The organism is Roseomonas sp. BN140053, assembly GCF_047690175.1.
Taxonomy (GTDB): domain Bacteria; phylum Pseudomonadota; class Alphaproteobacteria; order Acetobacterales; family Acetobacteraceae; genus Roseomonas.
The window spans coordinates 1-24,150 of sequence record NZ_JBLLEB010000054.1 but is presented as its reverse complement, the minus strand read 5'-3'; the positions used below and the strand labels follow the sequence as shown (position 1 = coordinate 24,150).

Genomic DNA, 24,150 nt, shown 5'->3' with positions numbered 1-24,150 from the left:
GCCGCCTCGTCCGTGACTACGAGCGCCTCCCCGAAACCCTCGCGGGCCTGCATCTCGTCGCCTTCGCCTGCCTCATGCTCAAGAACCTCCTCAACCTGGAGCAGGTCCACAACAGCCTCTAGGGAGCCCCGACGCGCCGCGCAACATTTCCCTCGCCCAGCGCCAGGCCGATTACGCGGCGCTTCGCCGTGCGGGTGTGCCGGAGGCCGAGATCCGCGCGATGTCGCCGGAGGCGCGCCGCCAACGCGTCCTCGGGCAGCAGGAAGGCGCGACTGGTGCTGCGGCGCCCGAAGCCCTCGAAGCCCCGCCCGCGCAGCGCCGTCTGGCGGCCCCCGCCGCCGAAACTGAAGTGCCTCCTGCCGGGCGAGTGGTCGGGGCTGAAAATCGCCCGGCAGCGGCAGCTGCACCGAATTCCGCTCGCGATGTGCGGGAACGCGTAGCGCCCCCGACGCCGGCGCAGCGGCAAGCCGATTACGCGGCGCTGCGCCGTGCCGGCATGCTGGAAGACGAGATCCGCGCCATGACGCCGGAGATGCGGCGCCAGCGCGTGCAGGAGGCGGTGAATGCCGACGTTGGACGACGGAGTGGAGCAGGTGCTGCGCCGGATGCGGCCCGGGCGGATGCGCCAGATCCTGCGCTTCCGGAGCAGGGCGGCGCTGCGGCTGCACGTGCTGAAGCAGGGCCGGAGTTTCGCGGCGCAGCGGATCGACCCGAATCGGGGCTTCCCGATGCGGCCCCGCCCGCGCGACCTGCTGCGCCTGCGGCGGAGCGTGCGGAAGCGGTAGCAGCGCGCGCCGGCGAGGCCGCACCTGCTCGTGATGACTTCTTCGAAGCCGCGGTAGCGGACATCCGCAAGAGCATCGAAGCTGATCCGGATCGGCGCCGGCTGTACGAGCAGCGTGGCGAGATCACCAACGGGCAGGCCACCACGGCCTATGGCGACGGGCGTACCTACGGCGCCACGGGCCGGTCGCTGGACAGCGTTGCCGACGACGCTGATGTGGCACGGATGCGCAACCGCGACCCGGAAGCGTTTGATCGCGGCTACGCATCCTCATCTCGCGTGAAGGACCGGGCGCAGTTTGAAGCTGCCGCTGCTCGCCGTGCTGAGCGTGCGCAGGCACGAGTCCGACAGAACGGCGAGGCCAATGGCAGCACGCTCTACACCAACCCGCTGGATCCCGCCCTGGTGAAGCGGCTGCTGCTGGACCCGGCCCTGGATCAGGCACGCCGGCTGCGCAACCGGCTATCCGCCTCGACGTCGCTGCAGGGGCTGCGCAACAACTGGCAGTGGTTCACCTACTCGTCGCGCGCCGGCATGCGCGCCATCGCGGAGCGCTACCCGAACGTGCCGGAGATCGCGCAGCTGGCCGATCACCTGGCGACCGACCCCGGCACGGGCCGGCGGGTGGCCGAGACCTTCCAGACTGCGGTGGAAGCCCGCGCCAAGGCGATGACCAACCGGCTGGGCAACCTGATCGGCCGGGTGCCGGACGTCGCCGCCGAGGAGCGGCTGCGCGACATCCTGACGGGCACCGGCCGGGCGCGCGACGCCGCGGAGGCGGCCCGCGCGGCATCGGTGCGCCGCCTGCTGGACGAGCAGCACGACTACCTGAAGGAAGCCGGGGTTGGAGCTGGGCTACACCCGCGGCCGCTACTACCCCCGGATGTACGACGCCGACCGCATCCTGGCCGACCCGGAAGGCTTCGCCGAGGCCGCGCAGCGCGTCTACCGGCGGGTGGGCCTGAACGCCGCCGACGCCCGCGCCGCGGCGGAAGACTGGATCGACCGGCTGTCCGGCGTCGGCCGGGGGGCTGCCGACTACGCCCACACCCCCACCGGGAACTTCACCAAGGGCCGCGCGCTGCCGGCCGACACCGATACGCTGATGCGGGACTGGCTGGTGACCGACCCGCGCCAGGCGCTCAGCCACTACTTCGAGCGCACCTCGCGGCTGGCCGAGTTCACCCGGCGCTTCGGGAAATCCGGCGAGAAGGCGGAGGAGATGTTCACCGCCATGCGCCGCGGCGGCGTGCCGCCGGCCGACATCGCCCTGATGCGCGGCTGGTTCGCGGCCAGCACCGGCACGCTGCGCACGGCCTCCTCCGGCCCGGCCGTGGCCATGGGCAACTGGGTGCAGACCCTGGGGACTTTGGCAGTGCTGCCGCGTGCCGTGCTGTCGGGGCTGGTGGAGGCCGGAACCGTGGGCAGCCGCACCGGCAATCCGCTCACCGGGCTGAAGGCGGTGCACGAGTCCTACAAGGCGCTGCTGAACACCGCCGACACCCGGCAGGCGCGGCAGGCCGCCGAGATGATGGGCATCATCAGCGACGGGCTGACGGATGCCACGATCGCGGCGCGCATGGACACGCAGAGCGCGCCGGCGATGCAGCGCAACCTGACCAGCCAGATGTTCCGCCAGACCGGCATGTACGCGATCACCAGCGCCCAGCAGGTGGCCGCGACCAAGATCGGCCAGGTGTGGGTGCGCCAGCTGGCGGCCGACGTCGCGGAGGGTGCCAGCACCCGGGCGAGCTCGGCGCGGCTGCTGGCGGAGCTGGGGCTGGACGAGAACCAGGCCCGGGCGATGCACGCCGGGCTGGGGCGCAACGACGGCGTGCCGACGCTGCCGGACCTGCTGGGCAACGCCCCGGAGGCACAGGTGTACCGCGGCGCCATCCGGCGCTTCGTGCGCGAGTCCATCCAGGAGCCGCAGGCGGTGGACAAGCCGGCGCTGGCAGGCAGCCCGGTGGGCCGGCTGGCCTACGGTATCACGTCGTTCATGTTCGCCTTCACCCGCAACGTGCTGCTGCGCTCGATCAAGCAGGCGGGAGAGGGGGTGTCCGGCGAGGGCTACACGATGGCCGACCGGGCGCGGCTGATCGGGCCACTGGTGGGCTATATGAGCCTGGGCGCGATGCAGTACGGCGTGTCGGAGCTGCGCGAGCGGCTGTTCAACCCCCAAGCGCAGGATGAGCGCGACCCGTGGGTGCGCACCATCCTGAACCTGGACCGGGCGGGCGCCTTCGGGAACCTCAGCCCGTTCATCAACATGGTGTCCTCGGCGAAGTACGACCGCGATCCGTCGTCGCTGATGACCGGGCCCTACCTGGCGCACTTCGCCACCAACCTGGGGAAGATGACCCTGGGGCTGGTGCCGCAGCCGGTGGGCCCCAACAGCCCGAACACCAACAACGCCGAGCACTCGGCGGTGCGCGCCCTGCACGCGGCGGTGCTGGCACCGGCCGTGGCCGCCACGCTGTCCTCGCTGCCGGGCGGGCCGGCGCTGCAGGCGGCCTACGGCAGCGGCACCATGGCGGCCACCAGCCGAGGCGCCGGGCGGGCGCTGGCCGACACCGCGGTGGGCGAGCCGACCACGAAGCCGCGCACCGCCGGCGGCGCGGCGCGGGGCGGGATCTCGGCAAGTGCCGGCATTCGCTCCAGCGGCGGGATCAGCGGCGGCCGCAGCATCTCCTCCAGCAGCGGGATCTCGGCGCGATGAGCGACGACACACCAACCCCCGCGCCGCCGGCGGAGGAAGGGGAGCCCTGGCTGCCGGCCTTCGCTACGCCCAGGAATGCTGGCCGCAGCGGCCGATCCGCCCGGTTGGTCTGTGACGAACACTCTTGGCCCCTTCACCAGCACCTTTGGAGGAGATCGAGCAGGCAGAGCCGACTTGTGAACTGAAGGCTGCCCTGGACGGAACGGGCAGGACTATTCTTCTCACCTTAGCTGCAGCGATCGCGCAGCTTGGGCAGCACCTTCTCCCCGAATAGCCGCAGGAACCGCGGCTGATCCGGCCCAGGTGCGTGGAAAACCAGGTGGGAGAAGCCAAGTGCGGCGTACGCTGTGATGCGCTCCACCATCTCATCCACATCGGCCGAGACGATCCAGCGACTGGCGGCGCGCTCCAGCGGCAGTGCCGCCGCCAGTTGCTCCATCTCGAGTGGATCCTCGACCGACATCTTTTCATCGGCGGAGAGGGCCAATGCGGCCCAGTGACGGGTGTCCTCCAACGCGCGCGTGGCGTCGGTATCGAAGGAGACCTTCACCTCCATCATCCGCGTGTAAGGCGTGCCCTCTCTTCCCGCAGCAGCGAGGCCTGCCACGACGTTCGGCAGCAGTGTCTCTGTGTAAAGCGTTTGTGTCTTCCCGGAGGTACAGATGAAGCCATCGCCGGCGCGTCCGGCATATTTTGCGACCAGTGCGCCACCAGCCGCGACAAAGATCGGCAGAGGCCTTTCCGGACGGTCATAGATCGTAGCAGCTGCTGTCCTGTAGTACTCGCCCTCGAAGGTAACGCGATCCTCCGTCCAGAGTCGGCGGATGAGCGCGATGGACTCCCGCAGCCGTGCGAAGCGCTCCTTGAACTCCGGCCAGACCATCCCGGTGGAGGGCACCTCATTCAGAGACTCGCCCGTGCCGACGCCTAGTACCAAGCGGTCAGGGAACATGACGCCCAGTGTCGCGAAGCACTGGGCGACCACGGAAGGGTGATACCGGAAAGTCGGCGTCATCACGCTCGTGCCGATCACGATGCGCGAGGTGCGGGCCCCGAGCGCGCCGAGCCAGGCGAACGAGAAGGGCGCGTGCCCGTCCGTGTGCTTCCAGGGCTGGAAGTGGTCGCTGATGAAGACGCTGTCGAAACCGACCTCCTCCGCCAGCACCGAGAAGTCCAGCAGTTCGCGTGGCCCAAACTGCTCCGCCGAGGCCTTGTAGCCGAATCGCATGGTTGAACCTCTCCGGTGGTGCCGATCGCGCGGCGGTTTTCAGGGCGCTTCTTGCGCCAGCAGCGCCCAGGCGCGGCCCTGGGAGGGGTGAGCCCGGAACATGGCCAGCTCCTCCGGCGTGTCGATGTCCAGGCCAATATTCGGAAGCACGAGCTTACGAGGGTTCAACCCCAGCGCCGTTGCCCGGGCCATGTGTGGCACGAAGCTGTCATTGCCGAACTGCAGTGGGAGCGCATCGGGCGGCGTGAGCATCACGGCGTTGGAGCCGCGGCCGTCATGGCCGGGGACGATGGTGCAGGCAGTGTCGTGCGCCCGCGTCAGGACCGTGATGTCGCTCGGGGAAAGGAGGGGCAGGTCGCCGGGCAGGGCCAGCATGGTGCCGCGCCCCTCGGCGGCCAGGAGGCGGGCGGCGGCGGTCACGGCGCCGGTGTGCCCGTCCAGCGCACCCTCCGTGACGATCCGCGCGCCGGCGGCCCGGGCCATGGCGGTGCCTTCCGGGTCCAGCGTCACGGCGACGATGCCTGCGAGTTCCGGCGACGCGGTCAGGGCGGCCAGCACGTCGCCGAACATGGCGATCGCCAGGCGCTGGCGCAGGGCGGGCGGCAGCGCGGCGGAAAGTCGCTGCTTGGAGCCGGTGGTGACCTTTAACGGCACCACCGCCCAGATATCCTTGCTCACGGGCGAAGCCCCTCGGCGGCGGCGAGCACGGTGCGGGCGAGGGCGATCCGGTCCTCCAGGCTGCGCATCCAGGTGGGCGCGGCGATGCTGCGCAGCCCCAGCCGCGGCGCCAGGGCGGCGTCCACCTCGTCCAAGACGAAGAGGTCCAGCAGATCCGCGTAGCGGGCGGCCACGGCGGCGGCATCCACCTCCAGCCCCAGTTCCGCCATCATCTTCGCGGTCGGCCCTTTCACGGCCTGGCCGCCGATGATGGGAGAGACGGCGATCACCGGAGCTCGCGCCGCCCGGATTGCGTCCCGCAGCCCGGGGATGCCGAGGATCGGCTCCACGCTGATGAAGGGGTTGGACGGGCAGATTACCACCGCCTCCAGCGCCGGATTGGCCAGGGCTTCGAGGACTGCGGGCAAGGGCCGCGCCGCGCCGATGCCGACGAAGTCTAGTGCCTGGACCAGGGGCGCGCAGCGGCGGCCGACGAACCAGTCCTGGAAGTCCAGCCAGCCTTCCTCCGTCCGCACCCGCGTGCGCACGGGATCGTCGCTGGCGGGCAGGATACGCGTGGCGAGGCCCAGGCGCGCGGCGACGTCGGCGGTGATAGCCGAGAGCGTCTCCCCGGCCCGCAGCCGGCGCGTGCGCTCCACGTGCAGCGCCAGGTCGCCGTCGCCGAGCTGGAACCAGTCCGGCGCGCCGAGTTCGCGCAGCACCTTCATGAAGGTCCAGGTCTCGTCGCGCCGGCCCCAGCCCGTGGTGGGGTTCTCGATCCCCGCCAGCGTGTAGAGCAGCGTGTCTGTGTCGGGCGAGATCGAGAGGCCGAGATGCTCAAAGTCGTCACCGACATTGGCGACCACGGTCAGTTCTCCGGGCGCCAGCACGTGCTGCAGGCCGAGGGCGAGCTTGGCGCCACCGATGCCACCGGACAGGGCGAGGATGCGGGTCAACGGAAACGGTCCTCCGCGGCGTCGCGCAGCAGGGCGCTGGCGGGGCTGGGCGGCGCGTCCCAGCACAGCCCTCGCAGCAGCACCGCCGGCCGCGCCTCGTCCGCCTGGCCCATCAGCAGGGAGGCGGCGGCGGCGGCCTCGTCGGCCAGCCCGATCAGCGTGTGCTCCAGCCGGCGGCCGAACAGGTCCGGGCTGCCGCGCCGGTCCAGCACCGCGGGCAGCCCGGCCACGCCGAGCGCCACGCCCACCGTGCCGCGCCGCCAGGGGCGGCCGAAGCTGTCGTTGACGATCACGGCGAGGGGTAAGCCGAAGCGGTCGGACAGCGCGGCGGAGAGGGCGGCGGCGCTGCGATCCGGGTCCAGCGGCAGCAGCAGCGCTTCCGGTGGCTCCCCAGGGAGGGCGACGTTGGACTGGTCGATGCCGGCATTGGCCATGATATGGCCGAGCCGATGCTCCACGATCAGCAGGCCGGGCAGGGCGCGCACGACGCGCCGCGCTTCGGATAGGATGAGATGAACCAGGCGCGGGTCCTTCTCCACCCGCCCCGCCATCTCCAACGCCTCCGGGGAGGGTGTCACCGCCTCCAGCCGGACCCGCCGCCCCTCGGCCTTGGACACAATCTTCTGCGCGACCACCAGCACGTCGCCCGCCTGCGGCGCAAGCCCCGCCGCCGCGATCCCCGCCACCAGCAGCGCTGCGAGGTCGTCGCCCGCGCGGACCATCGGCAGCCCGGGCAGGGCGGTGAGGGTGAGGGTGACCGGCAGCATGCGGGGGCGGGTTATGCGCCCGCTCGCGCGTCGAACAAAGGGGGGCGGGGGCGGCCGGTCCGGGAGCGCGGCGTGTGCGGGCCGGAGCGGCGGGACGCGAGAGCGCAGGTCACGCGCCGGGCTTCACCACCTCCGCGAACCAAGCGAGCTGCTCCCGGTACTCGCCCAGCGTGTCGGTGGGGAACATCAGGGCGCAGCAGTGCTGCACGCCGATTGCCCGCAGCCCCGCCACCTTCTCCAGGATCACGTCCGGCGAGCCGATCAGGTTGCACTCCACCTGCTTGGACAGGTCGCGGCCGGTGTAGTTCAGCGAGATGCGGTGCGCTACCAAGCCGGAGGCCATGTAGCGCGCCTCCGCCTCTTCCATGGTCCGGCCCACCGTCACGGAAAACTCCGGCGCGATCTCGATGCTGTCGGGGTCGCGGCCCAGCTCGGCCGCGCGCTGGCGGAGGGTCTGGATGCGCTCCTGCATCTCCGGCCAGGGACGCCAGCCCGGCAGCCAGCCCTGGCCCCAGCGTGCCGCGCGCTCCACGGAGGCCATGTTGTGGCCGCCGACAAAGATGGGCAGCGGCGTCTGCGCCGGGGTGGGGGAGAGCTGCGTGTCCTTGCAGGCGTAGTACTGCCCCTCGAACTCCGTCGGCTCGCCCGTCAGCAGCTGCCGCAGCAGCCGCAGCCCTTCCTCCAGCATGTCGCCGCGCCGCGCGGTGGGGGCGAGGCGCGGCGCCCAGGAAGCGAACTCTTCGCGATAGGCGCCGATGCCGATGCCAAGGTCCAGCCGCCCGCCCGACATGGCGTCCAGCGTCGCGGCCTGCTTGGCCAGCCAGAGCGGATCGCGCATCGGCAGCACGGCCACGGCGGTGCCGACGCGCAGCCGCGTGGTGGCGGCCGCGCAGAAGGCCAGCACGGTCATCACCTCGTAGAAGCGCGGCGTCTTGCCGGGATACTTCTCCTGCACGTAGTGCTGCGTCTTGATGTGGTCGTTACCCCAGACGCCGTCGTAGCCCAGCCTTTCGCAGAGCTGCGCCAGGGGCACGAAGTCGGTGGCCTCCACAAAGGGGATGGGGTGCATTACCCCCTCGAAGCCCGTGGGCAGGCAGACGCTGTACTTCATGCGGGGTCCTTCAGGCGGCGTCGCGCAGGATGGCGGCCAGGTCCTCGGGGTCGTCCTTGCCGGCCACCACCACCTCGTCCAGCCCGGCGCGGCGCAGCGCGGCGACGCCGGCCGCGATCTCCGCCGGCGTGCCGGCGGCGGCGTGGTTGGCCATCACGGAGTCGCCGATCAGCCTCGCGGCCTCGTCCCAATCCCCCGCCATGGTCAGGGCGTAGAGCCGCGCCTGATCCAGCTGCGTCCCGGCGGCGGCGAGGTTCCCGGCATGGTGCGCGCCGCGCAGGATAAAGGCGAGGCGGCGGCGGATGGGGTCCAGCACCGCGTTCCGGTCCTCCCCGGGCGCCACGCGCGCGGCGTAGACCAGGCCGATCCTGGCGAAGTCCCGGCCCGCGGCGCCCTCCTCCAAGGTTTCCAGCGTTTGTCGCACGAAGGGCTCGGAGGCGGCGGCGGAGAGCAGCACGCCGTCGGCGATCTCGCCCGCCAGCTTCAGCATGCGCGGCTTGGAGGCGGCGAGGATGATTGGCACCTCGGCCCGGCCATTGGCCAGTGCGCGCTGGCCGCCGAGGCGGAACACCTTGCCCTCGTGCCGCACCGCCTCCCCGGCCAGCAGGCCGCGGCACATCAGCACGGCGTCGCGCATGGCCGCGAGCGGGTGCGCCGCCTCGATCCCCGCCGCTTCCTGGTCCGCCGGCGCGCCGCTGCCCAGGCAGAGCACGACGCGGCCGGGATGCAACTCGTCCAGCGCGGCCGCCGCCATGGCGATGTGGACGGGGTGCATGGCGAAGGGGCTCATCGCCATCAGCGCTACGCGGATCGTTTGCGTGGCCTGCAGCGCCACCAACGCGCTGGTGATGGGGTCGCGCAGGAACAGGTGGCTCGCCATCCACAGCGTGCCGGCCCCGGCGCCCTCCGCGGCGCGGGCCAGGGCGGGAATGGCGGACAGGGAGGAGCGGCCCTCGAAGGCTGCCCCGAGCGTCGCGGGCCATCTCATGCCAGGTGCTCCGGGATGGGGTGCTTGCGGAAGGGCGTCTGCACCCGCTCGGCGAGCGGCGCGGCAGTGAGGCTGCGGGCGCGGCGCTCGGCCGGCGCGGGGGCGTAGAGGGTGGTGCGCTGCTGCGGGACGCGGGCTGCGGCGAGGATCAACGCTTCCATCGCGGCGGGGGCGTATTCCTGGCCATGCTGCGTGCCGGCGGCGTGGGAGATGCTCTCGTCCATCAGCGTGCCGCCGAGGTCGTTGGCGCCGGCGTCCAGCACCGCAGCGAGACCGGCGGGACCCAGCTTCACCCAGGAACCCTGGATGTTAGGGATCAGCGGATGCAGCACGAGGCGCGGCACGGCATGCATCAGCACCGCCTCGCGCCAGGTGGGACCCTTGCGGGCCTCGCCGCGCAGGAACATCGGCGCTTCCATGTGCACGAAGGGCAGGGGGACGAACTCGGTGAAGCCGCCCGTCCGCGCCTGCAGGTCGCGCAGGTGCAGGAGATGCGCGGCCCAGTGGTGCGGCGCCTCCACGTGGCCGAACATGATCGTGGCGGTGGTACGCAGCCCGGCGCGATGCGCAGCCTCCACCACCTCCAGCCATCCCCGCGTGCCGAGCTTGCCGGGTGCGATGCGTTCCCGCACCGCGTCGTGCAGGATTTCGGCCGCGGTGCCGGGCAGGGAGCCGAGCCCGGCATCCCGCAGCCGCGCCAGGAACTCCGGCACGGACAGTCCCAGCGTGCGCGCGCCCTGCGCCACTTCCAGCGGCGAGAAGGCGTGAACGTGCAGGCCGGGCGCAGCCCGCTTCGCCGTGTGCAGCAGCGCCAGGTAGGTTTCGCCCGTGTAGTGCGGGTTGATGCCGCCCTGCATGCAGACTTCCGTGGCGCCGCGCTCCCAGGCCTCCGCGGCGCGCCGGGCGACTTCTTCCAGGGCGAGATCGTAGGGCTTGCCGCGCAGCTGCTCCTGCGCGCGTCCCTTGGAAAAGGCGCAGAAACGGCAGGAAAGGGTGCAGACGTTGGTGTAGTTGATGTTGCGCGTGACGACGTAGCGCACCGTCTCGCCGGACACGCGGGCACGCAACGCGTCGGCGGCGGCGACCAGCTGCGGGATGTCCGGCCCGCGCGCGGCGAAAAGACGCTCGACCTGCGCTGCCTCCAGTCGCTCGCCGCGCGCGGCGCGGTCCAGCAGCCGGTCCAGCGTCGGGCTGCGGCGGCCGGGCTTGGGCAGGGGCGTAGGCGCGGTCAGCTCGCCCGGCGACCAGGGATCGGTGCGCGCGAAGCCGGCGGCGTCGCTGGCAGCCAGCAGCTTCGGCCGCAGCGCGACGTCCACCCAGCGCAGCGGGTCGGCGGCGTAGGCGGGATAAAGGGCGAGGCGTTCCGTCAGGGTGCCGCCCGCCGCCTCCGTGGCGCGGGCCAGCGCGGCGATGGCGGGCCAGGGCGCTTCCGGGTTCACGTGGTCCGCCGTGACCGGGGAGATGCCGCCCCAGTCGTTGATCCCGGCTTCCAGCAGGCGCGGATAGCCGGCGAAGGACAGGTTGGGCGGGATCTGGATGTTCATCGCCCCGCCCAGCAGGATGCGGGCGACGGCGGCGGTCCAGAGCAGCTCCTCGGGCGTCGGCTCCTCGCAGCCCGCCATGCGCGTGCCGGGCTTGGCGCGGAAGTTCTGGACGATGACCTCCTGGATGTGTCCGTGGCGGCGGTGCAGCTCGCGCAGCACCAGGAGGGATTCGAGGCGCTCGGCGCGGGTCTCGCCGATGCCGATCAGGATGCCGGAGGTGAAGGGCACGGCCAGTTCCCCGGCCGCGTCGATCATGGCGATCCGCGCCGCCGGGTCCTTGTCGGGCGAGCCGTGATGCGGACCGCCGCGCTCCAGCAGCCGGGCCGAGGCGCTCTCCAGCATGATGCCCTGGGACACGCTGACACGGCGCAGAGCCGCGATCTCCTCGCGCGGCATCAGCCCGGCATTGGCGTGCGGCAGCAGCCCCGTTTCGCGCAGCACCAGTTCGCAGGCATGCGTCAGGTACTCGTGGGTGCTGCGGAAGCCGAGCTCGGCCAGCGCGTCGCGGGCGGCGGCGTAGCGCAACTCCGGCTTGTCGCCGAGGGTGAAGAGCGCCTCGTGGCAGCCGGCGTCCCGCCCTGCGCGGGCGATGGCGAGAATTTCCTCCGGCAACAAGAAGGGCCGCGCGACCTGCCGCGGCGTCTTGGCGAAGGTGCAGTAGGCGCAGACGTCGCGGCACAGCCGCGTCAGCGGGATGAAGACCTTGCGCGAATAGGTGACCACGCCGCCATGCGCCGCCTCGCGCAGCGCGCGCGCTTCGGCGAGCAGCGCGGGCAGGTGACGGGCTTCGAACTGAGGGAGGAGCGCTTCGGCTTCCGCGGCCAGGGCGGCGCGGCGATCGGCGAGCGGATCGGCAGTCATGATCGGACCTGGTACTCCTCGCGCGCCGCCATCCCCGCGGCGGACCGGCGATGCGCGTTTGTGCTCAATTCCCGGCAGCCCGGGCACAGCAGGATTCATGCCATGGAATGCCGCGGCGGTAAGCCGCGATTGACCCTTTTCCGGACACGCCGTTAGCTTGGCCACCTCCACTGCGCCTCCTCTCGCGGACGATTCCATTGGACAGCATCACCCGGCCGGCCGCCAGTTTCGCGAGGGCGCTGCACTGCCTGCGCTGCGCCACGCCATACCCGCTGGAATATCACGACCGCGACTGCCCGAACTGCCGCGACGCGGCGCCGAGCGCGCTGGCGGTGGAGTACGACCCGGCCATGCTGGCACCGCGTCCGCCCGCCCCGTCCGGGCCGGGGCTGTGGCGCTACGGAGAACTGCTGCCGGTGGCCGCCGGCGAGGCGGTGAGCCTCGGGGAAGGCGGTACGCCGTTGCTGGCGCTGCCGCGGCTGGGGGCGCTGCTCGGGCTGGAGGCACTTTTTGCCAAGGACGAGAGCCGCGAGCCGACCGGCTCCTTCAAGGACCGCCTCGCCTGCGCCGGTGTTTCCGCCGCGCGCGCCATGGGCAAGCGGGTGATCGTCTCCTCCTCCTCGGGCAATGCGGGGGCCGCGGCGGCGGCCTACGCGACGCGGGCGGGGATGCCCTGCGTGGTGTTTACGTTCCGGGGCGCTTCCGCGCCGCTGGTGACGCAGATGCGGGCCCTGGGCGCGCTGGTCGTCTATGCCGAGCGCGACGACCGGCTGCACCTGCTGCAGGAGGGGATCGAGCGCTTCGGCTGGTTTCCCACCTCGCCCTTCAGCACCCCCGCGACCGGCAGCAACCCGCTGGCCCTGGAGGGCTACAAGACCCTGGCCTACGAGATGGCGGAGGCGATGGGCTGGGCGGTGCCGGACTGGGTGGTGATCCCCGTCTGCTACGGCGATGCGCTGGCCGCCATCCGCCGCGGCTTCGAGGAGATGGTGGCGATGGGCTGGACGCGCGCCGTGCCCCGCCTCGTCGCGGCGGAAGTGTCGGGCTCCCTCGGCGCCGCGCTGGCCAGCGGGGGGGACGAGTTGCCGGCGTTCCGGCGCAACGCCCCGAGCCTGGCCACCTCCATCGGCGCGGATCGAGGTACCTTCCAGTCGCTGGACGCGCTGCGGCGCAGCGGCGGCTGCGCCGTGACCGTGGGCGACGCGGAAATCCTGCGCTGGCAAGCCCTGCTGGGCTGCGAGGAAGGGCTCTGGGTCGAGCCCTCCGCCGCCGCGGCGCTGGTGGCGGTGGAAGCCCTAGTGGCGCAGGGACGCATCCGGCGGGAGGAGCGGGTGGTGATCCTGCTGACGGCGGGCGGGCTGAAGGACCCGGCAACGGCGGCGGCTGCCATGCCGGAGGTGCCGGCCGTGCCACGCGACCTGGACTGTGCCCTGGCGGCGATGCGCGCCGCCTATGGCGAGCGAGCGGAAGCCCTGGCGTGAGCGGCCACGTTCTGGTGACGGGCGGCGGGCGCGGCATCGGCGCCGCCATCTGCCGCGCGGCGGCCGGGGCGGGGTACGCGGTGACGGTGAATTATCGCGAGCGGGCGCAGGCCGCCGAGTCGCTGGCGGCGGAGATCCGGGCCGGCGGCGGGCGTGCCGTGGCGATCGCGGCCGATGTGTCGCGCGAGGCGGAGGTGGAGCGGCTCTTTGTCGAGGCAGAAGCGGCGCTGGGCCCGCTTTCCGGGCTGGTGAACAATGCCGGGATCACCGGTGCTTCCGGCCAACTGGCGGAGGCAGACCCCGCCATGATGCGCGCCGTGCTTGAGCTGAACGTGGTGGGCACGCTGCTCTGTGCCCAGGCAGCGGTGCGGCGCATGGCGCGCGGTCACGGCGGGGCGGGAGGGGTGATCGTGAACATCTCCTCCAACGCCGCCCTGTCCGGCAGCGGCGACATGTGGGTGTGGTACGCGGCCAGCAAGGGCGCGGTGGACACGCTGACGCTGGGTCTGGGGCGGGAGGTGGCGCGGGAGGGCATCCGCGTGGTGGCCGTGGCGCCCGGTTTCGTCGCCACGGAGCTGCTGGCGGAGGGGCTGGGGGCGGAGAAGCTGGCCGCCATCTCCGCCAGCATCCCGATGGGCCGCCCGGCGACGCCGGAGGAGATCGCGGGCGCCGTGGCCTTCGCCCTCTCGGACGCGGCGAGCTACATGACCGCCACGGTGATGCGGGTGACAGGTGGGCGGTAGCGTGGCGCGGGGCTGTTCCCCGCGCCGTGCCGGCACCTCAGCGCTGCAGTTGCAGCAGCTTCTCCACCACCACGCGGCGGTTGGCCACGCGCTCGATCACCACGGTGCGGCCGCCCTGGTTGTTCTCGTCGAAGCTCACTTCCTGGCCCAGGACGTTCCCGAAGCGGATGCGCTGCAGTGCGTCGCGCACCTTCTCGGGGTCCGCGCTGCCGGCTTCGGTGATGGCCTGCGCGGCCAGGCGGAGGGTGTCGTAGCCCGCCCAGGTCTGCAGCAGCGGTTCCGAGTTGAAGCGGCGGCGGGTTTCCTCCACCAGGATCCGGTTCTCCGGCGTGTCGATCTCCGCGCTGTAGGTCCAGGCGGTGATGGAATTCTCCATGCCGCCGGCGGCGATGATCTGCGCGTTGTTGCCGCCCGGGTCGAAGCGGCCGGCGTAGGGGATGCGCAGGCCCATCTGCATGGCGTTGCGCAGCATGTTCGCCTGATCGCCGGCCAACTGGAAGATGGCGATGGCGTCCGGCCGGCTCTGGCGGATGCGGGTCAGCAGCGAGGTGAAGTCCGGCAGGCTCTGCGGGTGGAAGTCCTGCGAAATGATCTGCAGGTTGTGGCGCTGCGCCACAACCTGGAAGGCGGCGGCGCCGCCGCGGCCGAAATCCGTGTCCTCGCCCAGCACGGCGAAGCGCCTCCAGCGCCCCGAATCGGCGAGGTACTGGCCCAGCCCGTCCATCATGTCCTGGTCGGAGGGGTTTATACGGAAGGTCCAGGAGTTACCGCCCTTGCCCGAGAGTTCCGTGATGCGCGGGCTGCTGGCGATGGCCTCGATCATCGGGATGCGCGCGGTCTGGATCAGCGGCATGGCGGCCAGGGTGGCCGAACTGCAATGCATGCCGAGGATGGCGACCACCTTGTCCTCGATCAGGCGGTTGGTGACGTTCACCGCTTCCGACGGATTACAGCGGTTGTCGTAGGAGCGGATCTCGATAGGGCGGCCAAGCACGCCGCCGGCGCCGTTGATCCGGTCCGCCGCGATGTCCAGCCCCCAGCGCTGCCACACAGCCGCGGCGGCGGCGGCCCCGGTTGTGGGCGCGCCCACGCCGATGAGAATATTCTGGGCGGAAGCCGACACGGTCAGGGCGACCGCGGCACCAAAGCCCAGCAGCGCGGCTCTCAACGACATGGGATCGCCTTTCGGGTGAGGGTTGCGCCAGGGTGGGACGCGAAAGCGCGATGCAACTGTCAGGCCAATCAACGCGGACGACAACACCCGCAGCATGGCACAGGCCTTGCTCGCCCTGCTGCGCCGCCTGCATGCCGATCCTGCGGCGGCGAAGCACCGGCGGCGCACGCGCGGCCGGAACGCTGGAGGAGTGAATGGGCGTCGAGCCGGGCTACCTGATTGAATTGTTGCTGAACGGGCTGATGCTCGGCCTGCTCTACGCGCTGATCTCCGTGGGCCTCGCGCTCATCTTCGGCGTGCTGCACATCATCAACTTCGCCCATGGCGAGCTGATGATGGTGGGCGGCTTCGCCATGGCGCTGGTGCTGCCCGCCTTCGGGCTGAGCTACTGGCCCGCGCTGCTGGTGGCGGTGCTGGTCACGGCGGCGGTGGGCGTGCTGCTCTACGAGCTCTTCCTGTCCCGCGTCGGGCCGAAGGAGTTCGAGCGCAGCATCCTGATTACCCTCGGGCTGAGCATGGTGCTGCTGTACGGTGCACAATACATCTTCACCGCGACCCCCCGCATGGTGGACACGGCCTACGGCTTCGACGGGCTGGAGTTCGGCGAGATTCGCATGACCTGGACGCGGCTAATCGGCGCGGGGGTGGCGCTGCTGGCCTTTCTCGGCCTCTACGCCACGCTGCGCTTCACCCAGTTCGGCCGCGCCATGCGCGCCATCGCGCAGAACCGGGAAGCGGCGCTGATGGTGGGCATCAGCCCCCGCGCTGTGTCGCGCAACGCGGTCGGGCTGGCGGCGGGCCTTTGCGGCCTCGCCGGCGGGGCGCTGGCACCGATCCAGCTCGTGCAGCCCGGCATGGGCCAGGCGGTGATCTTCAAGGCCTTCGCGCTGGTGGTGATCGGCGGCCTGGGCAACATCCCCGGCGCCATCGTCACCGCCGTGGCCCTGGGGCTGGTGGAGAGCTTCGTGGGCGGCTTCTTCGACATCGTCTGGCAGGAAGGGGTGGTCTTCGTCGTCATGATCCTGGCGGTGATCCTGCGGCCGGACGGGTTGTTCCAGCGCGGGGCGATGCGCGTCGGATGAGCATCCTCTTCTCCCCGCGCGGGCAGGCGCTGCTCGCGACCGCCGCGATGCTGCTGCTCGCCCTGCTGCCCTCGCTGACGAGCTCCAATTACATCATCAGCGTGGCCATCTCCGGCCTGCTAATGACGGTGGCCGCGGCCTCGCTCAACTTGGTCTACGGCTATGCCGGGCTGCTCTCCTTCGCCCAGCTCGGCTTCTGGGGCGTGGGTGCTTACGCCTCGGCCATCGTGGTGAAGGACCACGGTGGCAGCTTCTGGCTGGGTGTGCTGGCCTCCGCGCTGGTGAGCGGCGTGCTGGCGCTGCTGATCGGCCTGCCGCTGCTGCGCACGCGGCGTCACGCCTTCGTGGTGGCCACCCTGACCTTCGCCCTGCTCTGCACCCTGGTGTCGCGCGACTGGATCGACCTGACGCACGGTCCCATGGGCATCCCCGGCCTGCCGCCGCCCGAAGCCTTCGGCTTTGTCTTCGAGGGCAGCCGGCGCTTCCTTTTCATCGCGCTGGGCTTCTCCGTGCTGGCGCTGGGCTTCCTGCACCTGCTCGGCACGTCCCGCATCGGGCTGGTGCTGAAGGCGATCCGGCAGAACGAGCCGCTGGTGCAGTCCCAGGGCATCTCGCCGCTACCCTACAAGCTGGCGGCCTTCGCCGTGGCGGCGGTGATCACGGGTGCGGCGGGCGGAATCTTCGCCTTTCACCTGCGCGTGGTGGACCCGCTGATCTTCGACTTCTACTATATGCAGACCTTCCTGATCATCGTGATCATCGGTGGCGCGGGCAGCTTCTGGGGCGTGGTGCTGGCCGGCGCCGCCATGGTGGCGCTGCCGGAGATGCTGCGCTTCTCCAACGACCTGCGCATGGTGATCTACGGCGCCATCCTGGTGGCGGCCATGCTCTACATGCCCCGCGGGGTCACGGGATGGCTGGAGGACCGGCGCATCGCCATCCTTCGGGCAATGCTCTCGTGACCGCCCTGCTGGAGGTCGAGGGGCTGCACAAGGCCTTTCGCGGCGTGCGGGCGGTGGACGGCGCCTCGCTGGCCGTGCGGGCCGGCAGCATCACCGGGCTGATCGGACCAAACGGCTCAGGCAAGAGCACCACGATCGACTGCATCAGCGGCTTCCAGAGCAGCGATGCCGGCACGATCCGCTTCGACGGGCAAGACCTGCGCGGGTTGCCGCCCCAGGCCATCGCGCGCCGCGGCCTCACGCGTACCTTCCAGGACGTGCGCGTTTATGACGGCTACAGCCTGCTGGACAACCTGCTGGTGGTGGACAAGCCCTTCCAGGGGCTGGGCTGGTCCGGCGCGCTGTTCCGCAGCCGTGCCTGGCGGGAGCGGCGGGGCAGGGCGGAAGCGCGGGCGCGGGAACTGATTGAACTGGTCGGCCTAACCCGGCTGATCGACGCGCCGGCGGTGGTGCTCTCCTACGGCCAGAAGAAGCTGCTGGCCTTCGCCGCCGCCATGATGTCCGAACCCAAGCTGGTGGTGCTGGACGAGCCCGTGGCGGGCGTGAACCCGACCCGCATCAACGAGGTGGCGGAGATCCTGCGCCGCGCCAACCGCGGCGGCACCGCCTTTCTGATTGTCGAGCACAACGTGGATTTCATCAGCGCCCTCTGCGACCACGTCATCGTCTATGACCGCGGCCGCAAGCTCACTGAGGGCCCGCCCGCAGCCGTGCACCGCGACCACCGGGTGCTGGAAGCCTATCTCGGCGTCGCGCCGGCGGAGCCGGTGTCGTGACCCCCGCGCTGGAATTAGTGGGGCTGAGCGCCGGCTACGGCGAGGTGCCGATCGTGCGGGACTTCTCCACCCGCCTGCCGCCAGGCAGCATCACCACGTTGATCGGCGGCAACGGCGCGGGCAAGTCCACACTGCTGCGCGCCATCTACGGCACCAACCGCTGGTTCGCGGGGCAGGTGGTCTACGAGGGCCAGGACATCCACACCGTGGACCCCACGGAGCGGTTGCGGCGCGGCATCGCCTTCGTGCCCCAGGGGCGCTGCAACTTCCCCAGCATGACGGTGGCGGAGAACCTGAAGCTGGGCTGTTACGTCCTACCGGCGAAGCTGCACCGGGAACGGACCGACCGGGTGGTGTCGCTCTTCCCGATGCTGCGGGAAAAGTGGTCGGTGGCGGCGGGTAACCTCTCGGGCGGCGAGCAGCAGGTGCTGGAAACGGCCATGGTGCTGGTTACTGCGCCCAAGCTGCTGCTGCTGGACGAACCCTCCCTCGGCCTGTCCCCGAAGATGCAGGGGGAGGTCTTCGCGGCGGTGCAGGACATCGCCGCCACGGGTGTGACCGTGCTGATCGTGGAGCAGAACGTGCACGGCGCACTGCTTATCTCGCACACCGCCATCGTCATGGAACTCGGCCGGAAGTTCATGGAAGGCCCGGCCGCCGCCGTGCGGGAGGACCCGCGCATCCGCGAGGCCTATCTCGGCGGTAACATCAAGGAGAGTGCGGGCGCATGAGTCTGGCCCTGAGTTCCGCGCGTCTGGCCGTCGACATCGGCGGTACCTTCACCGACTTCGCCCTGGAAGTGGAGGGGCGGCGCTTCAGCCGCAAGGTGCTGACCACCCCGCAGGCACCGGAGGAGGCGGTGATCGCCGGCACCGCGCTGGTGCTGGCCGATGCCGGGCTGACGCATGCCGACCTGTCCCTGGTGATCCACGGCACGACGCTGGCCACCAACGCCATCATCGAGCGCAAGGGCGCCAGGACCGCGCTGCTGGTCACGCAGGGCTTCCGCGATTCCATCGAGATGGCCTACGAGAACCGTTTCGAGCAGTACGACATCTTCATGGACCGGCCGGAGCCGCTGGTGCCGCGCCAGCTTCGCCTGCCCGTGCCGGAGCGGGTCGATGCGCGCGGCAATGTGGTCGACCTGCTGGACGAGGAGGCCGTGCGCGCCCTGGTGCCGACCCTGCGGGCCGAGGGCGTCAGGGCGGTCGCGGTGGGTTTTCTGCATTCCTACGCCAACCCCGCGCACGAGGAGCGAGTGGGCGCCATGCTGGCGGAACTGGCGCCGGAGATGGCGGTAACCCTCTCCGCCGCCGTGTCGCCGGAGTTGCGGGAATACGAGCGCTGGTCTACCGCCTGCGCCAACGCCTACGTGCAGCCGGTGATGGACCGCTACCTGGACCGGCTGGAGCGGCGCTTCCGCTCGGACGGGGTGACCGCACCCATCTTTCTGATCACCTCCGCCGGCGGGCTGACCACGGTGGAACTCGCCCGCCGCTATCCGATCCGGCTGGTGGAATCCGGCCCGGCCGGCGGCGCCATCCTGGCGACCCGGCTGGCCGCGCAGTACGGGCTGGACCGCATCGTCTCCTTCGACATGGGCGGTACCACGGCGAAGATCTGCCTGGTGGACGACGCGCAGCCCCTGTTCTCCCGCAGCTTCGAGGTGGCGCGGCAGTACCGCTTCCTGAAGGGTAGCGGCATCCCCATCCGCATCCCCGTAATCGAGATGGTGGAGATCGGCGCTGGCGGCGGTTCCATCGCCACGGTGGACGCGCTGGGCCGCATCCAGATGGGGCCGGAAAGCGCCGGTTCCGAGCCTGGCCCCGCCTGCTACGGCCGCGGCGGCACTCGCGCCACGGTGACGGATGCCGACCTAGTGATCGGCCGCATCCGCGCCGACCGCTTCGCCGGCGGGAAGATGGCGCTGGACGCGGTGGCTTCCCGCGAGGCCGTGGCGAACAGCGTCGGCACCCGGCTGGGGCTGGACGGCGTGCCGGCGGCGCTGGGCATGGTGGAGGTGGTTGAGGAGAACATGGCCAACGCCGCCCGTGTCCATGCCGTGGAAAGCGGCAAGGAACTGGCCGGCCGCGCCATGGTGGCCTTCGGCGGTGCCGCCCCGCTGCACGCTGCCCGACTGGCGGAGAAGCTGGATATCGGCACGGTCGTCGTCCCAACCGGGGCCGGTGTCGGCTCGGCGGTGGGCTTCCTGCTCGCTCCCGTGGCCTACGAGGTGGCGCGCACCCGGCACAGCGTGGCCGATGCGGGCTTCGACGTGGCCGGGCTGAACGCCATGCGCGAGGAGATGCGGCGCGAGGCGGAGGCGGTGATCCGCCCGGCCGCGCCGGAGGCTCCGCTTACGGAAAACTGGACCGCCGACATGCGCTACCGTGGCCAAGGGCACGAGCTTTCGGTGGCCGTAGAACGCGCGCCCTTCACGGCCGCCGATGCGGAACGGCTGCGCGCCCTCTTCGTCGCGCAGTACGTCGCGCAGTTCGGGCGGGAAATCCCGGGCCTGCCCGTGGAGATCACGGGCTGGCAGGTCCGCCTTTCCACACCCGAGGTCCCGATGCCGCCCTTGCCGGCGGCGCTGCCGGACACGCAGGCTGCGCCCGCCGAGACGGTGGAACTGGCCGACCCCGCCACGGGCCGCGCTGCGCCGGTGGCCCTGTTCCTGCGCGACGGCCTTCCCGCCGGCGCGGTAGTGCCTGGCCCGGCCCTGATCGTGGAGGACGAGACCACCACCTACGTCACCGCCGCTTTCGAGGCGCGGATCAACGGCCTCGGCCACATCGTGATGACGCGGAGGGCGGCATGAGCATGTCCGGTGACCCGATGGCGCTGATCCGCCTGCAGGTGATGTGGGATCGCCTCATCGCCGTGGTGGAGGAGCAGGCGCAGACCCTGGTTCGCACGGGCTTCAGCACCTCCACCCGCGAGGCCGGCGACGTGTCCGCCGGCGTCTTCGACGCCACGGGCGCGATGCTGGCCCAGGCCGTCACCGGCACGCCCGGCCACGTGAACTCCATGGCCCGCGCGGTGCGGCACTTCCTGACCGATTTCCCGGCCGACACGATGCGGCCCGGCGACGTCTTCATCACCAACGACCCCTGGAAGGGCACGGGGCACCTGCACGACTTCACCGTGGTCACGCCCGTGTTCCGCGGCGAGTCGCTGGTCGCCCTTTTCGCCTGCACCTGCCACGTGATCGACGTGGGCGGGCGCGGCATGGGGCCGGAAGCGCGCAGCAACTACGAGGAGGGGATCTACATCCCCATCCGCCGCTTCGCCACGGCGGGGGTGGTAGACACGACCCTGGTGGACCTGATCCGCTGCAACGTGCGCGAGCCCGTACAGGTGGTGGGCGACATCTACTCCCTGGCCGGCTGCAACGAGGTCGGCTCGCGCCGCCTGCTGCGCATGATGGAGGAGTTCGGCATCGCCGACCTCGATGCGCTGGGCACGCATATCCTGGACCGTTCCCGCGAGGCGACGCTGGAGGCGATCCGCGCCCTGCCCAAGGGCACTTGGCGCAACGAGATGCAGGTGGACGGCTACGACGAGCCGCTGACCCTGGTCGCCACCATGACGGTCGCGGAGGACGAGATCCGGGTGGACTTCACCGGCACCTCGCCGCCCTCCGGCTACGGCATCAACGTGCCCTTCTGCTACACGGAGGCCTATTCCAGCTTCGGCGTGAAGTGCATCGTCGCGCCCAAGGTGCCGAACAACGAGGCCTCGCTCGCCCCCATCCGCATCAGCGCACCCGAGGATTGCATCCTCAACGCCAAGTGGCCGCTGCCGGTGGCCACGCGGCACATCACCGGCCAGCTGCTGCCCGACTTGGTGATCGGCTGCCTCGGCCAGGCACTGGGCGGGCACGTGCCGGCGGAGGGCACCTCCTGCCTGTGGAACCTGATGGCGCTGGGCGGGCCGGGCGCGGTGGACGCATCACCTGTCGAGCTGATGAAGGCGCGGGTCTTCAACGTCATGTCCTTCCATTCCGGCGGCACGGGCGCGCGTCCGGGTAAGGACGGTCTCTCCGCCACCGCCTTCCCGAGCGGCGTGCGCAACGTGCCGATCGAGGTGACGGAAGCCCTCTCGCCACTGCTGGTGCGGCGCAAGGAATACCGCACCGATTCCGGCGGCGCCGGCGAGTTCCGCGGCGGGCTGGGCCAGGTGATGGAGGTCATCAGCCTGGACGACGCGCCCTACACGGTCTCCGCCAACTACGACCGCGTGCTGTTTCCCCCGCGCGGCCGCGACGGCGGGCGCGACGGCAAGACCGGTACGCTGACGCTGAAGAGCGGCAAGGTCCTGGCCGGCAAGGGCCGCCAGCCCGTGGGACGGGGCGAAACGCTGGTGATCAACATGCCCGGCGGCGGCGGCCTCGGCGATCCGCGCAAGCGCGACCCGGCGCTGGTGGCGCGCGACGTGCGGCTGGGCATGGTCTCGCCCGAAGCGGCGCGGGACGAATACGGCGTGGTGCTCGCGGCCGATGGCAGCGCGGACCTCGCGGCGACACGAGCGGCGCGCGCAGGCGCCTGAGGAGAGCATCCCGATGAGCGTGACCATCAGCGCGGGCCTGCCCACCGGCATGGAGGGGCTGACTTACCCCATCCCCTTCTCCGACCCCGCCAACCTGCTGCGCATCGCGCAGCACGCCGAGGCCCTCGGCTACCACTCGGTCTGGGGCAACGACCACATGACCACCCAGAACTACGTGCGCGCCGAGTTCCCCGTGGCGCCACGCTTCTGGGAGCCGCTGGTGACCTACGCCTGGCTCGCGGCTCAAACGAAGACGCTGCGCTTCGGCACGGGCATCCTGGTGCTGCCGATGCGGCGGGACATCGTAGTGGTGGCCAAGCAGATCGCGACGCTGGACCACCTCAGCGGCGGGCGACTGGAGATCGGCGTCGGCGTCGGCGCCTATCGCGAGGAGTTCGAGGCGCTCTGGCCGGGCAGCAAGGCGCATCGCGGCGACATGGTGGAGGAGGGGGTGCACGCCCTGAACCTGCTGTTCCGCGATCGTGTGACCAGCTTCCAGGGCAAGTACTACGCCTTCCACGACGTGGAGATGGCGCCCAAGCCGAAGCAGGAACGGCTACCGATCTACTTCGGCGGCAACAGCCCGAACCACATCCGCCGCGTGGCGGAATCCGCCGATGGCTGGATCCCCGCCGGCATGCCACCGGCACAGCTCCGCCCGCTGGTGGACCGGCTGCACGAGACCGCGGCGGCGCAGGGCCGCGACCCGGCCGCCATCCACGTGGCGCCACAGTTCATCGTCCATCTCGGCAACACGGACGAGGAAGCGGTGGCGCGTTACCGGCAGAGCCAGATGCACCAGCACCTGCTCTCCCTCAGCAAGTCCACGCTGAAGGACCAGAAGGGCATGTCCATGGAGGACATCAACTTGATCGGCAGCCCGGCCACCGTGATCGAGAAGGCTGAGCGGCTGAAAGCGGCCGGCGTCACCCATTTCCTTGGCCTCTACTTCGCGGCCAACGACGTGCAGGAGCTGCTGGACCAGATGGAGCGTTTCGCGGAAGAGGTCATGCCAAAGATCGCCTGATAACACGGCTTTCAGGAAGGGCCGTGAAGCATCCACTCAGATTCTGCGACGCTGGTGGCCGTACGCGCAGAAGCCTGCCCTGGCTGGAGCACTTTATCGGCGATGTTAGAGCCGTGAAGCCGCGCAGAGTCGTGGCAACTGGTGAGCGCGCTGCATCACCGCGTCGGCGTGGGCTAGGCAGCCGTACGTGGTGAGCGCGGCGTGGACATGAAAGTGATGAGCCATCGCCTGCTCTGCGATGTAAGGGCTTGTCCTTGGCCGTCCCGGGCCGCTGCCGTATCAGCACCAGCCTAGGCACCTGCAGCAGCGTACCCGGCGGGCGTCCCTGAGCCGATCCGTGTCGGCGTAGCACAGGGGTCCAGCTGCGGCTGCAGCAGCGCCAGCCGGAGCGCCCGGTGATCCTCTACACCACCTCGCCATCAGCGTAGCCCAGCAGCACCGGTACCTCTGAGGTTGCGCAGCCCAAAGTTAACGGCACAACGGCCTGCACACGATCCAGCAATTGCAAGCCCCGCTTATACGCCCGGTCCTGATTGCTGACTCGTGGAGGGTTCCGGCGCAGTTGGGATAGTGATTCGCTCTCTCCATCGGAGATGGAGGGTGTTGTGACCGCAGCGGTGTAAGCGTCCGGCCTCCATCGCCTTCTCTGGCCGCTGACGTGCGTTGAGGCTGGCGGCCTTAACGTCGGGCGTAAGGTCGGCTGTAAGGTCATGGGCAGGGGGACGGTCGAGATCATCACCGG

General features: G+C 70.9%; 19 protein-coding genes. 11 read left to right on the top strand and 8 right to left on the bottom strand.

Annotated elements, in window-relative coordinates; genetic code table 11:
• The first annotated feature begins 563 nt into the window (after positions 1-563).
• Positions 564-785, top strand: coding sequence for a hypothetical protein (locus tag ACLIBK_RS24040; protein ID WP_415389842.1), 222 nt, complete (start codon positions 564-566; stop codon positions 783-785).
• An 843-nt stretch (positions 786-1,628) separates the two neighbouring features.
• Positions 1,629-3,503: a hypothetical protein gene (locus ACLIBK_RS24035; protein WP_415389841.1), complete on the top strand. Its 1,875-nt coding sequence runs from the start codon at positions 1,629-1,631 to the stop codon at positions 3,501-3,503.
• A gap of 226 nt (positions 3,504-3,729) precedes the next feature.
• Here ACLIBK_RS24035 and fgd read toward each other — a convergent pair whose 3' ends face one another.
• The 7 genes from fgd to cofH all read right to left on the bottom strand — a co-directional run bounded on the left by fgd (position 3,730) and on the right by cofH (position 11,615).
• Positions 3,730-4,731, bottom strand: a complete 1,002-nt coding sequence (gene fgd / locus ACLIBK_RS24030) for a glucose-6-phosphate dehydrogenase (coenzyme-F420) (RefSeq protein ID WP_415389840.1) — start codon at positions 4,729-4,731, stop codon at positions 3,730-3,732.
• A gap of 39 nt (positions 4,732-4,770) precedes the next feature.
• Complete coding sequence (cofC, locus tag ACLIBK_RS24025; protein WP_415389839.1) at positions 4,771-5,409, bottom strand: 2-phospho-L-lactate guanylyltransferase; 639 nt, start codon at positions 5,407-5,409, stop codon at positions 4,771-4,773.
• A complete protein-coding gene (gene cofD, locus ACLIBK_RS24020) occupies positions 5,406-6,344 on the bottom strand; it encodes a 2-phospho-L-lactate transferase (protein ID WP_415389838.1) in 939 nt (312 codons plus the stop codon). Before cofD ends, cofC begins: the two co-directional genes overlap by 4 nt.
• The gene (gene cofE / locus ACLIBK_RS24015) at positions 6,341-7,111 is read right to left on the bottom strand and encodes a coenzyme F420-0:L-glutamate ligase (protein ID WP_415389837.1); all 771 of its coding nucleotides are present in this window, start codon (positions 7,109-7,111) and stop codon (positions 6,341-6,343) included. The genes cofD and cofE overlap by 4 nt, the downstream gene beginning before the upstream one ends.
• Positions 7,112-7,220: 109 nt before the next feature.
• Positions 7,221-8,222 carry an LLM class flavin-dependent oxidoreductase gene (locus ACLIBK_RS24010; RefSeq protein ID WP_415389836.1) on the bottom strand — a complete coding sequence of 334 codons (1,002 nt, stop codon included), beginning with the start codon at positions 8,220-8,222 and terminating at the stop codon, positions 7,221-7,223.
• A 10-nt stretch (positions 8,223-8,232) separates the two neighbouring features.
• Positions 8,233-9,210 (bottom strand): LLM class flavin-dependent oxidoreductase, encoded by a 978-nt coding sequence (locus tag ACLIBK_RS24005; RefSeq protein WP_415389835.1) that lies wholly within the window; start codon positions 9,208-9,210, stop codon positions 8,233-8,235.
• Positions 9,207-11,615, bottom strand: coding sequence for a 5-amino-6-(D-ribitylamino)uracil--L-tyrosine 4-hydroxyphenyl transferase CofH (gene cofH / locus ACLIBK_RS24000; protein WP_415389834.1), 2,409 nt, complete (start codon positions 11,613-11,615; stop codon positions 9,207-9,209). The genes ACLIBK_RS24005 and cofH overlap by 4 nt, the downstream gene beginning before the upstream one ends.
• A gap of 197 nt (positions 11,616-11,812) precedes the next feature.
• Between cofH and ACLIBK_RS23995 the strand changes: the two genes are divergently transcribed.
• Together ACLIBK_RS23995 and ACLIBK_RS23990 are read left to right on the top strand one after the other, a co-directional pair.
• Complete coding sequence (locus tag ACLIBK_RS23995) at positions 11,813-13,096, top strand: pyridoxal-phosphate dependent enzyme (RefSeq protein ID WP_415389833.1); 1,284 nt, start codon at positions 11,813-11,815, stop codon at positions 13,094-13,096.
• On the top strand, positions 13,093-13,839 hold the full coding sequence (locus ACLIBK_RS23990; RefSeq protein WP_415389832.1) for an SDR family oxidoreductase: 747 nt from the start codon (positions 13,093-13,095) through the stop codon (positions 13,837-13,839). The genes ACLIBK_RS23995 and ACLIBK_RS23990 overlap by 4 nt, the downstream gene beginning before the upstream one ends.
• A 37-nt stretch (positions 13,840-13,876) precedes the next feature.
• Here the strand turns inward: ACLIBK_RS23990 and ACLIBK_RS23985 are convergent, their stop codons facing one another.
• The gene (locus tag ACLIBK_RS23985) at positions 13,877-15,013 is read right to left on the bottom strand and encodes an ABC transporter substrate-binding protein (RefSeq protein WP_415389831.1); all 1,137 of its coding nucleotides are present in this window, start codon (positions 15,011-15,013) and stop codon (positions 13,877-13,879) included.
• Positions 15,014-15,207: 194 nt separating this feature from the next.
• On the opposite strand from ACLIBK_RS23985, the gene ACLIBK_RS23980 reads away from it, so the two are divergent.
• Genes ACLIBK_RS23980 through ACLIBK_RS23950 form a run of 7 tightly spaced genes read left to right on the top strand, consistent with a single transcriptional unit; the run spans position 15,208 to position 23,408 of the window.
• The gene (locus tag ACLIBK_RS23980; protein ID WP_415389830.1) at positions 15,208-16,095 is read left to right on the top strand and encodes a branched-chain amino acid ABC transporter permease; all 888 of its coding nucleotides are present in this window, start codon (positions 15,208-15,210) and stop codon (positions 16,093-16,095) included.
• A complete protein-coding gene (locus tag ACLIBK_RS23975) occupies positions 16,092-17,057 on the top strand; it encodes a branched-chain amino acid ABC transporter permease (protein ID WP_415389829.1) in 966 nt (321 codons plus the stop codon). The genes ACLIBK_RS23980 and ACLIBK_RS23975 overlap by 4 nt, the downstream gene beginning before the upstream one ends.
• Positions 17,054-17,833, top strand: a complete 780-nt coding sequence (locus tag ACLIBK_RS23970) for an ABC transporter ATP-binding protein (RefSeq protein WP_415389828.1) — start codon at positions 17,054-17,056, stop codon at positions 17,831-17,833. The genes ACLIBK_RS23975 and ACLIBK_RS23970 overlap by 4 nt, the downstream gene beginning before the upstream one ends.
• Entirely contained in the window at positions 17,830-18,564 is a 735-nt protein-coding gene (locus ACLIBK_RS23965) for an ABC transporter ATP-binding protein (protein ID WP_415389827.1), read from the top strand. Before ACLIBK_RS23970 ends, ACLIBK_RS23965 begins: the two co-directional genes overlap by 4 nt.
• Entirely contained in the window at positions 18,561-20,651 is a 2,091-nt protein-coding gene (locus ACLIBK_RS23960; RefSeq protein WP_415389826.1) for a hydantoinase/oxoprolinase family protein, read from the top strand. The genes ACLIBK_RS23965 and ACLIBK_RS23960 overlap by 4 nt, the downstream gene beginning before the upstream one ends.
• Entirely contained in the window at positions 20,648-22,381 is a 1,734-nt protein-coding gene (locus ACLIBK_RS23955; protein WP_415389825.1) for a hydantoinase B/oxoprolinase family protein, read from the top strand. Before ACLIBK_RS23960 ends, ACLIBK_RS23955 begins: the two co-directional genes overlap by 4 nt.
• 13 nt (positions 22,382-22,394) lie before the next feature.
• Positions 22,395-23,408: an LLM class flavin-dependent oxidoreductase gene (locus ACLIBK_RS23950; protein WP_415389824.1), complete on the top strand. Its 1,014-nt coding sequence runs from the start codon at positions 22,395-22,397 to the stop codon at positions 23,406-23,408.
• Positions 23,409-24,150: the final 742 nt, after the last annotated feature.

Excerpts from the sequence above, each read along its gene's own strand:
- ACLIBK_RS24040 (WP_415389842.1), top strand. The coding sequence starts at position 564 with ATGCCGACGTTGGACGACGGAGTGGAGCAGGTGCTGCGCCGGATGCGG.
- fgd (WP_415389840.1), bottom strand. The coding sequence starts at position 4,731 with ATGCGATTCGGCTACAAGGCCTCGGCGGAGCAGTTTGGGCCACGCGAA.
- cofE (WP_415389837.1), bottom strand. The coding sequence starts at position 7,111 with ATGCTGCCGGTCACCCTCACCCTCACCGCCCTGCCCGGGCTGCCGATG.
- ACLIBK_RS24010 (WP_415389836.1), bottom strand. The coding sequence starts at position 8,222 with ATGAAGTACAGCGTCTGCCTGCCCACGGGCTTCGAGGGGGTAATGCAC.
- ACLIBK_RS24005 (WP_415389835.1), bottom strand. The coding sequence starts at position 9,210 with ATGAGATGGCCCGCGACGCTCGGGGCAGCCTTCGAGGGCCGCTCCTCC.
- cofH (WP_415389834.1), bottom strand. The coding sequence starts at position 11,615 with ATGACTGCCGATCCGCTCGCCGATCGCCGCGCCGCCCTGGCCGCGGAA.
- ACLIBK_RS23985 (WP_415389831.1), bottom strand. The coding sequence starts at position 15,013 with ATGTCGTTGAGAGCCGCGCTGCTGGGCTTTGGTGCCGCGGTCGCCCTG.
- ACLIBK_RS23980 (WP_415389830.1), top strand. The coding sequence starts at position 15,208 with ATGGGCGTCGAGCCGGGCTACCTGATTGAATTGTTGCTGAACGGGCTG.
- ACLIBK_RS23975 (WP_415389829.1), top strand. The coding sequence starts at position 16,092 with ATGAGCATCCTCTTCTCCCCGCGCGGGCAGGCGCTGCTCGCGACCGCC.
- ACLIBK_RS23960 (WP_415389826.1), top strand. The coding sequence starts at position 18,561 with ATGAGTCTGGCCCTGAGTTCCGCGCGTCTGGCCGTCGACATCGGCGGT.
- ACLIBK_RS23955 (WP_415389825.1), top strand. The coding sequence starts at position 20,648 with ATGAGCATGTCCGGTGACCCGATGGCGCTGATCCGCCTGCAGGTGATG.
- ACLIBK_RS23950 (WP_415389824.1), top strand. The coding sequence starts at position 22,395 with ATGAGCGTGACCATCAGCGCGGGCCTGCCCACCGGCATGGAGGGGCTG.